This is a genomic window from Photobacterium profundum, assembly GCF_003026285.1.
Classification (GTDB): Bacteria; Pseudomonadota; Gammaproteobacteria; order Enterobacterales; family Vibrionaceae; genus Photobacterium; species Photobacterium profundum.
In genome coordinates, this window is the sequence record NZ_PYOD01000001.1 from 545,664 (window position 1) to 561,246 (window position 15,583).

Here is a 15,583-nt window from a genome sequence, read left to right on the forward strand (position 1 = left end):
AGGTGTTCTTTATTACTCAGAAGCGCTGTTTACGTAGTCGATTGCAGCTTGAACTGTAGTAATTTTTTCAGCTTCTTCGTCAGGAATTTCTGTATCGAATTCTTCTTCAAGAGCCATTACTAGTTCAACTGTATCTAGTGAATCAGCACCTAGATCGTCAACGAAAGAAGCTTCGTTCTTAACTTCTGCTTCGTCCACACCTAGTTGCTCAATGATGATTTTTCTTACGCGATCTTCGATGTTGCTCATACTAATATATTTCCTTAAAACAAGAATTCGCTAATGCGATTTGCTGTAGTTTATTCATTACTACAAAAGTTGCAAGACCCTCATTGCTGGTCAAACCACGATTTTTCATGAAATCATGTCGAGTTTGACTTGCGTCATCAAGTATTGCAACTTTTTTGATTAAATCATGTACATGCCGCCGTTAACATGTAACGTTTCACCGGTTACATAAGCAGCATCTTCAGAAGCCAAGAAAGCAACAGCTGCTGCAATTTCACGCGGATCACCTAAACGACCAGCAGGAACATTTGCTAGTGTAGCAGCACGTTGCTCATCATTCAGGGCTTTTGTCATATCTGTTTCAATAAAACCTGGCGCTACCGCATTCACAGTAATACCACGAGATGCCACTTCACGTGCCATAGATTTAGTGAAACCAATCAAACCTGCTTTCGCAGCTGCGTAATTAGTTTGACCTGCATTACCCATAGTACCGACAACAGAACCAATGCTAATAATACGACCATTACGCTTTTTCATCATGGCACGTAGCACTGCTTTAGAAAGACGGAAAACAGATGTTAGGTTAGTATCCATGATATCTTGCCATTCGTCATCTTTCATACGCATTAACAAGTTGTCACGAGTAATACCCGCATTGTTTACCAAAATATCAATATCGCCGAACTGCTCTTTAATCTGCTTTAGTGTATCAGCGATTGAGTCAGGTGAAGTCACGTTCAGGGCTAAACCTTTACCTTTATCACCTAAATATGCGCTAATTGCTTCTGCGCCACTTTCAGACGTTGCAGTACCAATAACAGTTGCGCCGCGCTCAACCAAAATTTCAGCGATTGCACGACCAATACCACGGCTTGCACCTGTTACTAGAGCAACTTTACCTTCCAGGCTCATTGTATTTCCTCTTTAAATAATACTTATTTTGCTGCTTCTAAACTTGCAGAATCATTCACAACAGCACTTGTTAATGCACGATTAATGCGTTTCGTTAGGCCAGTAAGGACTTTACCAGGACCCATTTCAAGTAGCTGCTCAATACCTTCATTTGCCATGCGCTCTACAGATTCAGTCCAACGAACTGGTCCATATAATTGCTTAACAAGTGCGAGCTTAATCGCAGCAGGATCGCTCTCAGTTTGCACATCAGCATTGTTGATCACTGGAATAGAAGGCGTATTAAATTCAATAGCTTCTAATGCCACTGCTAGCTTATCTGCTGCGGGTTTCATTAGTGCACAATGTGAAGGCACCGATACTGGTAATGGAAGTGCACGCTTCGCGCCAGCTTCTTTACACAATACATTAGCACGCTCAACCGCTTCTTTATTTCCCGCAATCACAACCTGACCCGGTGAGTTAAAGTTAACCGGAGAAACGATTTGGTCTTGTGCTGCTTCTTCACATGCTTTCGCAATTGAATCATTATCCAGACCAATAATTGCAGACATTGCACCTACACCAGCAGGTACAGCTTCTTGCATTAATTGACCACGAAGTTCAACTAATTTAATGGCTTCTTTAAAGTCAATCACACCGGCACAAACCAATGCTGAATATTCACCTAGGCTATGACCTGCAAGTACTGCTGGTTGCTCACCACCTTGTTCTTGCCATACACGCCAAATCGCAACAGATGCTGCTAATAAAGCAGGCTGTGTGCGATCAGTTTGATTTAAATCTTCAGCAGGTCCGTTTTGTACCAGTGCCCATAGGTCATAACCTAGTACTTCTGATGCTTCAGCAAAAGTATACTTAACAACATCAAATTTTTCAGCAAGTTCAGCCAACATACCAACAGCCTGAGAACCTTGCCCAGGAAAAACAATCGCGAATTTAGACATTCGAGAGTCCTTTAATTTTTTTAAACTAAGTTTTTCAGTTTTAACTTAACTAATCGCTTTAAACAATCCTGTTATTTATCAGGTTGTTATTATTTTAACTTTAAGCAGTTTTTTAATCGTTATCGTTAAAAATTGAAAGCAATTAGCAACATAATTAGAATTTAACTAGGGCAGAACCCCAAGTAAAACCACCACCAAAAGCTTCCAGCAGCAAGGTTTGTCCGCGCTGGATACGTCCATCACGTACGGCCTCATCGAGAGCTGTCGGTACAGTTGCGGCCGACGTATTGCCATGACGATCGAGTGTTACCACCACTTGATCCATCGACATAGAAAGCTTTTTCGCTGTGGCTGAAATAATACGCAGATTCGCCTGATGAGGTACTAACCAATCAAGCTCAGATTTATCCATGTTATTTTCAGCAAGCGTATTTTTAACAAGATTAGATAGTTGTGTAACCGCCACCTTGAATACTTCATTACCAGCCATATACAACCACTTATCCTCAGTGAATGTTTGACCGTGATCAGGTATTGCTAGGCTTAGTAAACCGCCAAAATGACCGTCAGCATGCAAATGCGTGGAAATAATACCGGGCTCTTCACTTGCACCAATAACAACAGCCCCCGCAGCATCACCAAACAAGATGATCGTCGAACGATCCTCTGGATCACATTTGTGCGAAAGGGCATCAGCACCAATCACCAAAATATTCTTTGCCATGCCTGTTTTAATATGCTGATCTGCAATACTTAGAGCATAAACAAAACCAGAACATGCAGCCGCAATATCAAATGCAGGGCACCCTTTAATATCGAGCATCCCTTGAACCTGACAAGCAGCTGAAGGGAATGAGTGACTTGCACTGGTTGTTGCTACAATAATCAAATCAATGTCTTCTTTATCAATACCCGCCATTTCAATAGCGTTTAAAGAAGCTTGATATCCCATTACTGCCACAGTTTCATCTGGCGCAGCAATACGACGTTCGCGGATACCTGTTCGGGCAACGATCCACTCATCGCTGGTATCTATCATTTGCTCTAAATCTGCATTAGAGCGAATCTGAGATGGCAGATAACTGCCAGTTCCTAAAATTTTACTATACATGAAGACTAATAATGCCTCTCGAGTAAGACTTCTTCCAAACGGTCACTGATTTTAGTCGGTATTTGCCGTTTGACCTCGTGTACCGCTTCACCTATCGCATTTGCGAAAGCGGCAGTATCAGCTCTTCCATGGCTTTTAACCACAATACCTCGTAATCCTAACAGACTTGCACCGTTGTACTGGTCGGGGTTCAATTTCTTAAGGCTAACGAATAGATCGCTAAACAACCATTTAGCTAACAAACGTTTCATTGGGTTAGTAGAAATTGCCTGTTTAAAGCTACTAATGAAGAGATTAGCTACGCCTTCACTGGTTTTTAAACTGACATTTCCAACAAAGCCATCGCAAACAATCACATCCGCTTTGCCTGCATATAACTGATCACCTTCAATGTAGCCTATATAGTGAATATCAGGCGAATTGCTTAGCATTTCAGCACAACGTTTTACTAAATCATTACCTTTAATTTCTTCTTCACCGATATTCAGTAAAGCAACGCGAGGTTTTGACGGTAAAGATTGTTCAGCCAGTACAGAGCCCATTACTGCAAATTGAAATAACGTATCTGCATCACAGGATACATTCGCGCCTAAATCCAATAGCCACGTTTTATTTAAACCATGGGTAGGTATAGCAGAGACTAATGCAGGACGATCAACACCAGGAAGCTGTTTGAGAGTATAACGAGACAGGGCCATTAATGCCCCCGTATTACCAGCACTAACACAAGCATCTGCTTCACCATCGGAAACAGCATCTAATGCCATACGCATAGATGTACCTTGGCTTCGACGCAAAGCATGAGATGGACGAGTTTCGTCGGCAATCACAAGATCGCTATGAATGATACTAATACGAGAATGAGAGTGTTGATTAAGAAGAGTTAGTTGCGCGGCGATAGCACTATGATCACCATAAAGTTTAATTTTGAGTTCAGGGTATTGTAACAGTGCCTGCACAGCGGCAGGCACTATTACTTGAGGACCGAAATCCCCACCCATCGCATCAAGTGCAACGGTTAGACCAGTCAAGGCTCAACCTTATTTGTTGATAACCTTGCGGCCACGGTAGAAACCGTCAGCTGTCACGTGGTGACGTAGGTGAGTTTCACCACTTGCAGAGTCTACAGATACAGCTGCAGTTGTTAGTGCATCGTGTGAACGACGCATGCCACGTGCTGCACGTGATTTTTTGCTCTTTTGTACGGCCATTAACCCTACTCCTGTTAAATAACACTTACTTAGATTGTTTCAATACTGCAAACGGATTCGGACGCTCATCAGCAATAGGGAGTTTACCAAAGACTTTATCAGATGAACTCACTTTACAGTCAGCATCATCATGCATAGCAATCTGAGGTAGTTCTAATATCAACTCATCTTCGATGATTTCAACTAGATTAATCTCACCATTTTCGTCGACTTCAGCCGGCTCATAAGCTTCCGGAAACTCATCATCATCTTCATCAGTTTTGAGAAGCGGACTATAACAGAACTCCACACTAGAAGTGTGATTGAATTCTTCCTGACATCGCTGACAGGTTAACGTTACTTCTACATCAGCACTACCGTGCATGACTGCGAGGTGACGTCGGTCAAAGTCAAATGACAAGGTGACGTTTGCATCACTTTTTACGCTCTGAGTGGATTCAGCTAGACGCGTCAGTAACTCGGCTTTGATGATACCATCATAATCAAGTTGTTTCTGAGCTGCGCGAACTGGATCGACCTTCAGCGGTAATTTTACCTTTTGCATAGGGCGCGAATATTAGCCTTCTAATTAGTTTGAGTCAAAGGAAATGTGTGTGAAATAACAGCTTTTGACCATTTCGCCAAAGAAGGTTCAACCCCTCTTGCTACAATCACCACTTTCCCATCGGTTTGATGGTTATTTACTCATGAGTCAATCACTTGCTCTCCTTATAGAGAGCGAATAAATAACACACAAAAATAGTATGAAAAACGTTCTCACCAGTAGCGAAGATTGCTATCAACCACTCATTTAATGGTACTTTAGCTGAAAATTATGCCATGGCATTTTATCTATAGTCAGCGAAAAACTCGATTCCAATACCTGAGAGAGTTAGACTGTGCCTAGCATTCCTTCACAAGTACAAACCATGACACAACCTTTATTACTTGCATCAACCTCTCCTTTCAGAAAGGCGTTGTTAGATAAGTTTCAATATCCTTTTGAGACAGCAAATCCCAATACTGATGAGAGTAGCTTCTCTGGTGAATCTGCCGAAGCTCTTGTTCAAAGATTAGCAGAACAAAAAGCCAAAGCATGTGAAAACAATTACCCTGATCACTTAATCATTGGCTCAGATCAGGTCTGCGTGATCAATGATAAAATTATTGGTAAGCCCCACACAGTTGAAAATGCTTGCCTACAACTTAAAGCCGCAAGCGGACAAATTGTAACGTTTTATACAGGCTTATGCCTCTACAACGCAAAAACAGGACAAAGCGATGTTATGTGCGAACCTTTCCACGTTCACTTTCGCCAACTAACAGAGCAAGAAATCAAACGCTACATTGAACGTGAAATGCCGCTTTATTGTGCTGGTAGCTTTATGTGTGAGGGACTAGGCATCGCTTTATTCAATAAATTAGAAGGACGCGATCCTAATACTCTCATTGGCCTACCCTTAATTGCTCTACGTGAAATGCTAGAAAAACAAGGCATTCATATTTTATAGATCAAATACAGCTTAGAAAAGAGAATCAGGTTCAACGGTTCATAGAAGTAATTCGAAATCATCAATAAGACACTCGCATTGCTTCTATCATACCCAGCTCGTCCTTTATCACGATTAAACAACAATCTATTTATTCGCAAGACCAGGAACCATTAACAGCTCTTCAATCAAATCAATGACAAATACTGGGTTATATCGATTCAATGTTTCTCTATCATCGACTCCCCAAGTAATACCAACAACATCTACTCCGGCATTATTTGCAAGCCGCATATCATGAACACTATCACCAACCATTAATGCTTCATCTGGTTGTAACCCTAATTCAGCCAGCACTTCATGAATCATAAGAGGGTCTGGTTTCGATGCAGTTTCATCGGCGCATCGAGATACAGCAAAATAGTCTTGAATCTGTGTGTGTTGAAACGCACGATTCAATCCCCTTCTACGTTTACCCGTTGCTATCGCAAGAACTAACTTCTGCTGTTGTAACAATTTTAATGTTTCAACGACCCCTGAATAAAGCTGGCTATCTTGTCGGTTATCCGCAGCCACATAGAGTTCACTATATCGCTGTTGCCATAGCGTGTGTTGCACATCAGTCGCATTTGGATACAAGCTATTTGCTGTTGCTTCCAAACTTAAACCGATTGTTTGTTTATACGCGTTAACTGAAAGGCTTGTTAATCCATCCGTCATTTCAGCAGATTGATGCATACAAGTTACAATTTGAGAGATAGTGTTCATTAACGTTCCATCCCAATCAAAAATAACAACCTTGTACTTTTTCATACTTTTCCTTTATCGAGTCTGGCTAAATTCAAGTAACAAGAGCAACAAGCCTTCAGTGTAAATACCGTTATAGCTTACGTAAATTATCAAGCGAACGGGTTAACAGCGCATCTAACGGTGCACTAATATCAACTGGCTCATCAGTACTTGGATGAGTAAATTTAATATTAGCCGCATGAAGGAATAATCGATTCAAGCCCGTTTTTTTCGTGTAAGCATCAAATCGAGGATCGCCGTAGCGATCATCCCATGCAATCGGGTGCCCTTCATATTGGCAATGCACACGAATTTGATGTGTACGACCGGTAACTGGGCTAGCCTGCACTAATGTTGCGTGTTCAAAACGTTCTAATACTTTGAATCGCGTATCAGAAGCTTTACCATTTTGGTTAACACGTACAATGCTGTTCACTTCATTTTTCAATAAAGGTGCAGTGACTTTTTTACAGCTTGCCTTCCATTCACCCATAACAAGCGCGAAATAATACTTTTGCACTGTCTTTTCACGGAACTGTTCTTGCAACTTACGTAAAGCTGAGCGTTTCTTCGCCACTAATAATATACCCGATGTATCTCGGTCTATACGGTGAACCAATTCTAAATATCGAGCATCAGGGCGTAGTGCACGTAATGCTTCAATTGCGCCAAATTTCAACCCACTGCCACCATGAACAGCAGTACCCGATGGTTTATTCAAAACCAATAAATGATCATCTTCATAAATAACGCACGATTCCAATTCAGCCACTTTTGACAGTTTTGTGCTGATTGGTGCCTGATCTGCCTGTTCAGGTAAAAAAATCGGCGGTACACGGATAAGATCACCATCTTGCAACTTATATTCAGGTTTTATACGTTTTTTGTTTACTCGTACCTCACCTTTGCGCAGAATGCGATAAATCATACTTTTTGGAACGTTTTTAAGCCGAGCACGGAGAAAGTTATCGATCCGTTGGCCAGCAAAATCATCAGTAATGTCGATGAATTGCACTTTTGGTTTATCTTCTTTCATAGATTTGATTCTAACACGCATGCAAAGCAGATTGCCGCAAAAAAGTCACCCTGCTATCATTGCTTACTAGAGTAGGTAAAATTGCCTACTTTATTGACAGGGTGAACAAAGGTTCACCTTAATGGCTATTTTTTATGCACTCTTGGCAATATGCGCAGCATCTGGCGTAAGACGTTATAGTCCCAGGAGTGATTATTAGTGTGTTCAAATTATATTTTTTTTACTGATGTGATAGATACAACCGCGTTGAAGCGGTGATACCAGCTGTATATTTTAGATCTAAACATCTCGATATAGTTGGATGATAAGTGTTGCCAAATAGCACTCCTGAATTTCCAGCCGTGAGGCTGCACTCGTACATAGACCTGGAGTCCGGCACCATCAGTAAACTATCTGTAGTTGACTCACTAAAACAACGACAATAATGAGTACAATATAATGAAAAGAATGTTGATTAACGCAACTCAGAAGGAAGAGTTGCGCGTCGCATTAGTTGACGGGCAGAAGCTTTTCGATTTAGACATCGAAAGCCCTGGTCACGAATCTAAAAAAGCAAATATTTATAAAGGTCGCATCACCCGTATCGAACCAAGCCTGGAAGCTGCGTTCGTTGATTACGGTTCTGAGCGCCATGGCTTTCTTCCTCTTAAAGAGGTTGCTCGCGATTACTTTCCTGCTAATTACACCTACCAAGGCCGTCCTAATATTAAGGAAGTGCTTAAAGAAGGTCAGGAAGTTATTGTTCAAGTTGACAAAGAAGAACGTGGTAACAAAGGCGCAGCCCTTACTACTTTCATTTCGTTAGCGGGTAGCTACCTTGTTCTTATGCCTAATAACCCTCGCGCTGGTGGTATTTCTCGCCGTATCGAAGGTGAAGAGCGTACACAACTTAAGGCAGCACTAAGCACATTAGAACTACCAAAAGGTATGGGCTTAATTGTTCGTACTGCTGGTGTTGGTAAATCTGCTGAAGAACTTGAATGGGATTTAAATGTTCTACTGAATCACTGGAGTGCTGTTAAAGAAGCCGCTGATTCAAATCCTGCACCTTTCCTTATTCATCAGGAAAGTAACGTTATTGCTCGTGCAATTCGTGATTATTTACGCCGCGACATTGGTGAAATTCTTATCGATAGCCCGAAGATTTTCGACCGTGCACGTGATCATATTAAACTTATTCGTCCTGATTTCTTATCTCGTGTTAAGCGTTATGAAGGCGAAGTACCACTATTTAGCCACTACCAAATTGAAAGCCAAATTGAATCTGCGTTCCAGCGTGAAGTTCGTTTGCCTTCAGGTGGCTCAATTGTTATCGACCCAACGGAAGCACTAACCTCTATTGATATCAACTCTGCTCGTGCAACGAAAGGTGGTGATATTGAGGAAACAGCATTCCAAACTAACCTTGAAGCGGCTGATGAAGTTGCCCGCCAACTTCGCCTACGTGATCTAGGTGGCTTGGTTGTAATTGACTTCATTGATATGACGCCAGTTCGTCACCAACGTGAAGTTGAAAACCGTCTTCGTGAAGCGGTTCGTATGGATCGTGCTCGCGTACAAATTGGCCGCATATCTCGCTTTGGTTTACTAGAGATGTCGCGTCAGCGCCTAAGCCCTTCATTAGCAGAAGCAAGCCACCACGTTTGCCCACGCTGTACAGGTACAGGTGTTGTTCGTGATAACGAATCGCTATCTCTATCTATTCTTCGTTTAATTGAAGAAGAAGCATTAAAAGACAACAGTGCACAAGTACTGGCTATTGTACCGGTGGCTGTCGCTTCTTACTTATTGAATGAAAAACGCCGTTCAGTTCAGCATATTGAAAAATTCCACACAGTACGTGTTGTAATTGTTCCAAATGCAGAGATGGAAACACCGCACTTTGAAGTGTTACGTATCCGTGAAGGCGATCAAAAAGATACACTTTCTTACCAAATGCCTAAAGTCATTGAAGCTATTAAAGAAGCTGAAGCGGCAGAAGCACCACAACAAGAACGTGTTATTAAAAAGCATGAAGAACCTGTATTACAAGGCTTTGCTTCACCTAAAACACCAGCGCCTGTTGTTGCTGCAAAACCTAAACCAGCAGCACCAACGAAATCAGCTACCGAAGCAAAAGCTCAACCAGGTTTAATCAGCCGTCTATTCTCTGCGCTAACTAATCTGTTCTCTGGTCCAGCGGAACAAGAGCCAGAAAAGAAAGTTGAAACGAAGCAAGACAACCGTAATGACAACCGTCGTGGTGAACGTCAAGGCAACCGCCGTAATGATACTCGCCGTAACAAAGATAGCTCTCGTCGTAACAATCGCCAAGATACTGATCGTGATAATAGCGAGAATAACGGTGAACAACGTCAGCAACGTCAGCAGCGTCCTCGCCGCAACGAGAAGCCTCAGCAGGAACGTCAGAATGACAAACCAGCGAAGCAACGCTCTCCGCGCAACGAAGACAAACGTCAACCTCGTAAGGATGATGTTCAAGCTCAAAAAGCACCACGCCGTCAAGATGAACAACAGACTAAAGTTGAAAAACCAGTTGTTGATGTAGTTGAGAATAAGCAAAATATTGCACAGGAAAAAGTGGCGACAGTTAAACTACGCCGCCAGCGTCGTCAGCTAAGTCAAAAGATACGTATCACTGACGATGTAGAGAATACACCTGTACAAGCTCAAGCAATTGATGCAGTTGAAGCTGCACCATTAGTAGAAGAGCAAAAACAAACTTCTCCTCTACAAGAAATGGGAACTGCTGTAGCAAAAGAAGCATTAGCGACTGATACTGATACTGATACTTCTGAGCAAGACAATGAGCAGAACACTGAACAAGAAGCAGGTCAGCGTCGTAACCGTCGTTCGCCTCGTCATCTTCGTGCTAGTGGTCAACGTCGTCGTCGTATTCGTGATACACGTGAAGAGAAATCTGACCATGTTTCACACCCAACGACAGATACTAAAGGCTATGCAGCAGTAGAAACGACTGATGCGATAAACGACATGGAAAATGTTATTTCTATTGTCGAGAAGCCAAAAGCAATACGCCCAGAAACGGGTGTCGCATCTCCTGAAATGGCAATGGGTAAAGTTTGGGCTCGCGCAAGCAAGCCATCTGTTGAGACAATTACTGAAACACCAGTAGAAGTACCGACACAACCTGAAGTTATTGCTGAACGTGCTGTATCTGCTGAGCCAGCAGTTGAAACTGAAATGTTAAGCGGTGTAGCAATGCCAGAGCTTGCTATGGGCAAAGTAACGCCAATGCGCTCAACAGTTGAAGCATCAACAACATCAGTAGAAACTCAATCAGTAACTATTGATGAGCCAATTATTATTGAGCCAGTTGTCGCGGCACCTGTTGTTGAAAAAGCTGAAGTTGAAAAAGTTGAAGCCGTTGTTGAACAACCAGTCGCTGAAGTTAAAGTGATTGCAGAAGAGACGACAGTTGAAGCAACAACTGAAGAGACTGTAGTTGAGAAGCCAGTTGCTAACGTTGAAATGCCAGCGCCAGTCGTTGCAGCAACCGTACAAGGCAATGATGTCGCTACTACAGCAACATCACCTCGCGGTCGCCATGCTGTGTCTCCGATGACGAAGGCACCAGCAGTCGCTGAACCTGAAGTCAAAGAGATTACTGTTGCTATCGCCCCTTTACGCGATGTAAAAGTACAATCTCGTCAAGCTGGTAGCCAAACGGCAACAAGCAAGGCAATGGCTCCTATGACTAAACCATCATACGACTAAGCCATAACTCATATAAAAGCCATGCATTATGCATGGCTTTTTTTTGGCCCAAACGAAAATGTAATTAAATGTATCGATAAGTATATTAAATACTATGATGATTACATTCTCTTACTCTTTTAACTGAATGAGCAGCTATCGTTAGCTACAAAGTTGAAGTATGTCACATACAACTGTAGCATCCGTGTCCATTCACGCCCCTTTTAACCACCAAACTGAAGCCAATTTATAAAATGTTTGAATTCCCCCAAGTTTCACATCAATCAGTCAAGAATGACGTACTTTCAGGTTTAACCGTTGCGTTAGCCCTTATTCCAGAAGCGGTTGCTTTTGCCTTCGTGGCTGGTGTCGACCCTATGGTTGGTTTATACGCCGCTTTTATCGTCGGCTTTATTACTGCTATTTTAGGCGGTCGTCCAGGAATGATTTCTGGAGCTACTGGCGCGATGGCTGTTGTAATGGTAAGCCTTGTTGCTGAACATGGTGTTCAATACCTATTTGCTGCCGTTATGCTTGCCGGTCTATTCCAAATTCTTGCCGGTATATTTAAACTCGGTAAATTTATTCGCATGGTGCCCCACCCTGTGATGATTGGCTTTGTTAACGGTTTGGCGATCGTTATATTCTTAGCTCAGCTTGGTCAATTTAAAGTGCAGGGAGCGACAGGTGCACTTGAGTGGATGCAAGGTTCTCAGCTGTATATCATGCTTGGGCTTGTTCTTCTTACAATGGCAATTATCCATTTCTTACCGAAACTAACGACTGCAGTCCCATCATCTCTTGTTGCTATTATCACTGTTACTGTATTAGTTCATGTATTTGGTCTAGATTCTCGTACTGTTATCGACTTCGTTCGTACAATGAGCGGCGACAGTAATGCAACATTAGCAGGTAGCTTACCTACTTTTGCTTTGCCTGATGTGGGTTTCAATATGGAAACCTTACGTATTATCTTACCGTATTCGTTAATCTTAGCTGCAATTGGTCTGATTGAATCACTACTAACATTAACTGTAATTGATGAAATGACAGGAACTCGTGGTAAAGGTAACCGTGAGTGTGTTGGTCAAGGCATTGCAAACGTAACATGTTCAGTGTTCGGTGCAATGGGTGGTTGTGCGATGATCGGTCAGTCGATGATCAACATCAACTCTGGTGGTCGTGGTCGCTTATCGGGTATTACTGCCGCTGTTGGTTTACTTTGCTTTATTTTATTTGGCTCTGCGCTAATTGAAATCATTCCTCTAGCTGCACTTGTCGGTGTCATGTTCATGGTTGTTATTGGCACCTTTGAATGGGCAAGCTTTAAAATGGCGCGTAAAGTACCAAAGCATGATTTCTTCGCCATTATTCTTGTTACCTGTGTAACAGTTGCTGCCGACCTTGCTATCGCTGTTATTGTGGGTGTTATCTACTCTGCACTTGTATTTGCTTGGGATCACGCTAAGCATGTTTACGCATCATCACATACCGATGAAAAAGGAACAAAGATCTACGAAGTAAATGGACCAATTTTCTTTGGTTCGGTTTCTCACTTCCAAGATCTATTTAACGCAAAAACAGATCCAAATGACGTTATTATCGATTTTGCTAAATCACGCGTTGCCGATCACTCTGCAATCGAGGCGATTGATACAATTGCAGAACGTTATGCAAGCCAAGGTAAAACATTGCATATTCGTCATTTAAGCCCTGAATGTCGTGGCTTACTTAAAAAAGCTGGTACTCTAGTTGAAGTGAATATGCTAGAAGATCCAACATACAAAGTAGCGACAGATACGTTAGGCGGCTAAACCCAACGATAAAGACGCTAGAAAACGCCCACGACGGCTTCATTTTGTAATAGTGAAGGCATGTCGTGGGCGTTTTCATATCTATCTTTTTTGAAATGACTCTAGCCTATTTATTTCCAAAACAAGTTAGCCTATCTTTCCTTAATTCATATCCTCCCAAAGACCCCCCAATAAACTCACGTTATGACTCTCAAAAATTTGCTCTAGTCCATATCCAGTACTTTCACGTGCAGAATCGTTCGCAAGGCAATCTCACTGGATATAACCCTGCCCTATATTTTGAAGATTATTAGTGTTTTCTGGGAGATATTGATAGCAGTATTAGTATGGGGCTAGGTTGAGCGGAATCCCAGTATTTTACGGTCTATTTCTGTCCTTTGAAATCAGTATGAGTAATTTAGTGATTTATTAATAGTGATGTTTGTCTCGTCATTTCTTCGTAATTGGTTATTGCTGGGAGTGCCTATATCATATGGATTTGTGAATAAATAAGCATAGCTTATTAGGAGTTCTATACTATACCTACACTCTATATTTAAATTTATCATTGAAACCATAAGGTTTATAAAATGAAAAATTATATTGTTACAGCTACTATATGTATGGCACTTTCTAACTCTCTAATTGCTGGAGATGGCTTACCTGATCCTGGTATGGTATATGAAAAAGGTCATACAGCTATCGTTATTACAGACCCTCAAATTGATTTTTTAAGCCCTGAAGGGGTAACTTGGGGGCTAGTTGGTAAAAGTGTTACTGAAAATAAAACAGTAGAAAATATAGATAGTTTAATGAAAGTTGCAGAGAAAATGAATATTCCACTTTTTATTTCTCCACACTACTATTTTCCAACAGACTCGGACTGGAATCACGGTGGAGCACTTGAAGCCGCAATGCACAGTTTGCATATGTTTGAACGAGCGGGGCAGTTAGATCTTACAGGGTTTGACGGATCGGGTTCTGATTGGATGCCTCAATATAAAAAATATATCAACAACGGTAAAACTTATGTTTCAAGCCCTCATAAACTCTATGGTCCAGACTCTAACGATACGGTATTACAACTACGAAAAAGAGGTATTAATAAGATAATTCTTGCAGGTATGTCTGCAAATCTTTGTACTGAGTCTCATTTACGTGAATTTATGGAACAAGGATTTGAAGTACAAATTGTATCTGATGCAACTGCTGCAGCGCAGTTACCGGGGTTAGATGGATACGCTGCTGCTATGACCAATGTACGAATGATCGCCAACTCAGTCAAAACAACGAAAGAGACACTACAACAGATTAAAAAAGAATTATAGCCTTAAAAGCTAGTGAGTAACTCGGCACTTAATTGTTACCACTGCGCATACGCATATTATGCGCAGTGGGGATAAAAATATGTCATTCCTGCGCGCATCAGCAGCTAATAAGTCGAACACAGTCCCAAATAATAGGCAAGAATATCCAACAAGAACCATACAACAAAGGCGTCTTAAGGAATTAAAAATGCTCCTCAGTGAGGAACTTAAGTATATATCGAACTTAGCGACTCAGCATTGATAACCAGAAGGTTTAATAATGAAGTCTGGTTGGTAATAAAAGCCCGCTTGAACATTGCTATCGTCCACTAATAATATTTACTTTCTTGGATTAACTTTTGTCTTGTTCATTGAGGGTTGCTTGATACGCGGTTACACGAATAAAGTGCACAATATCTTGAGTAAACAACTCTACGGTTTCTTTAATCTGTTCGTATTCAAGATCAACATCATCATTTTCTAAAATACCTTTGGCTAAAATGACACCAACTCGTTCAGCCAATACTTCCTCCGTTTGACTATCAATAAGCTGAGATTCTACAAGTATACGAACGTTCCGGTCACGGGTGCCAAGCAATGCTTTAGCACTTCCAATGAGTGCACCATAAGGAAGAACTTCTGTAATTTGAAGATCTTCAAAATCGGTACTTGCACGGCTAATCATAATATTCAGCGTTGCTGTGTTAGCTCCGGCTTTATCAACAACTTCAGCACCACGTGTGAATTCTTGTTTAACGATCGTAGTTAATCGTTCAGATACTTTATCTAGCACGCGCTCTGGGATTTGGCGTACCGCTTTCGCATTTTGGTGAATACCGACGTCATTAATCAGTATTTTATTATATTCAGAAGCCTCTACTGTTGGAGATACCCACTGCAAACCTGTCGCATCTTCTATGTATTCAACTTCAACCAATTTATCATTATTTTTAATAAATTGAGTTTGTCGTTCATCTTCTGTCGGTAGGCGGCTTGAACAGCCAAGAAGAACAAGTGAAAAACTTATAATAGACAATAATTTAATATTCATACGTCGCTA

At 41.5% G+C, this 15,583-nt stretch carries 14 protein-coding genes; 4 read left to right on the forward strand and 10 right to left on the reverse strand.

Annotated features, from left to right (window positions below; genetic code table 11):
- Nucleotides 1-12: 12 nt before the first annotated feature.
- The 7 genes from acpP to yceD form a co-directional block, all read right to left on the reverse strand.
- A complete protein-coding gene (gene acpP / locus C9J48_RS02405; protein WP_107253049.1) occupies nt 13-249 on the reverse strand; it encodes an acyl carrier protein in 237 nt (78 codons plus the stop codon).
- A 159-nt stretch (nt 250-408) separates the two neighbouring features.
- Nucleotides 409-1,143, reverse strand: a complete 735-nt coding sequence (fabG, locus tag C9J48_RS02410; protein WP_006231202.1) for a 3-oxoacyl-ACP reductase FabG — start codon at nt 1,141-1,143, stop codon at nt 409-411.
- A gap of 23 nt (nt 1,144-1,166) precedes the next feature.
- A complete protein-coding gene (fabD, locus tag C9J48_RS02415; RefSeq protein WP_006231203.1) occupies nt 1,167-2,090 on the reverse strand; it encodes an ACP S-malonyltransferase in 924 nt (307 codons plus the stop codon).
- 154 nt (nt 2,091-2,244) lie between these two features.
- Nucleotides 2,245-3,201 carry a beta-ketoacyl-ACP synthase III gene (locus C9J48_RS02420; protein ID WP_006231204.1) on the reverse strand — a complete coding sequence of 319 codons (957 nt, stop codon included), beginning with the start codon at nt 3,199-3,201 and terminating at the stop codon, nt 2,245-2,247.
- A 5-nt stretch (nt 3,202-3,206) separates the two neighbouring features.
- A complete protein-coding gene (gene plsX, locus C9J48_RS02425; protein ID WP_006231205.1) occupies nt 3,207-4,232 on the reverse strand; it encodes a phosphate acyltransferase PlsX in 1,026 nt (341 codons plus the stop codon).
- A gap of 9 nt (nt 4,233-4,241) precedes the next feature.
- Entirely contained in the window at nt 4,242-4,412 is a 171-nt protein-coding gene (rpmF, locus tag C9J48_RS02430; RefSeq protein ID WP_006231206.1) for a 50S ribosomal protein L32, read from the reverse strand.
- A gap of 25 nt (nt 4,413-4,437) precedes the next feature.
- A complete protein-coding gene (yceD, locus tag C9J48_RS02435; RefSeq protein WP_006231207.1) occupies nt 4,438-4,956 on the reverse strand; it encodes a 23S rRNA accumulation protein YceD in 519 nt (172 codons plus the stop codon).
- 364 nt (nt 4,957-5,320) lie between these two features.
- Between yceD and C9J48_RS02440 the strand changes: the two genes are divergently transcribed.
- A complete protein-coding gene (locus C9J48_RS02440; RefSeq protein ID WP_036803498.1) occupies nt 5,321-5,902 on the forward strand; it encodes a Maf family protein in 582 nt (193 codons plus the stop codon).
- A gap of 126 nt (nt 5,903-6,028) precedes the next feature.
- Here C9J48_RS02440 and C9J48_RS02445 read toward each other — a convergent pair whose 3' ends face one another.
- Nucleotides 6,029-6,694: an HAD family hydrolase gene (locus tag C9J48_RS02445; RefSeq protein WP_006231209.1), complete on the reverse strand. Its 666-nt coding sequence runs from the start codon at nt 6,692-6,694 to the stop codon at nt 6,029-6,031.
- A gap of 67 nt (nt 6,695-6,761) precedes the next feature.
- On the reverse strand, nt 6,762-7,706 hold the full coding sequence (rluC, locus tag C9J48_RS02450) for a 23S rRNA pseudouridine(955/2504/2580) synthase RluC (protein WP_006231210.1): 945 nt from the start codon (nt 7,704-7,706) through the stop codon (nt 6,762-6,764).
- 438 nt (nt 7,707-8,144) lie between these two features.
- Between rluC and rne the strand changes: the two genes are divergently transcribed.
- From rne to C9J48_RS02465, 3 genes are all read left to right on the forward strand, one after another.
- On the forward strand, nt 8,145-11,444 hold the full coding sequence (gene rne / locus C9J48_RS02455) for a ribonuclease E (RefSeq protein WP_006231211.1): 3,300 nt from the start codon (nt 8,145-8,147) through the stop codon (nt 11,442-11,444).
- A gap of 233 nt (nt 11,445-11,677) precedes the next feature.
- The gene (locus C9J48_RS02460; RefSeq protein ID WP_006231212.1) at nt 11,678-13,237 is read left to right on the forward strand and encodes a SulP family inorganic anion transporter; all 1,560 of its coding nucleotides are present in this window, start codon (nt 11,678-11,680) and stop codon (nt 13,235-13,237) included.
- 569 nt (nt 13,238-13,806) lie between these two features.
- Nucleotides 13,807-14,544, forward strand: a complete 738-nt coding sequence (locus C9J48_RS02465) for a cysteine hydrolase family protein (protein ID WP_006231213.1) — start codon at nt 13,807-13,809, stop codon at nt 14,542-14,544.
- 331 nt (nt 14,545-14,875) lie between these two features.
- Here the strand turns inward: C9J48_RS02465 and C9J48_RS02470 are convergent, their stop codons facing one another.
- Nucleotides 14,876-15,574 carry a DUF3313 family protein gene (locus tag C9J48_RS02470; protein WP_006231214.1) on the reverse strand — a complete coding sequence of 233 codons (699 nt, stop codon included), beginning with the start codon at nt 15,572-15,574 and terminating at the stop codon, nt 14,876-14,878.
- Nucleotides 15,575-15,583: the final 9 nt, after the last annotated feature.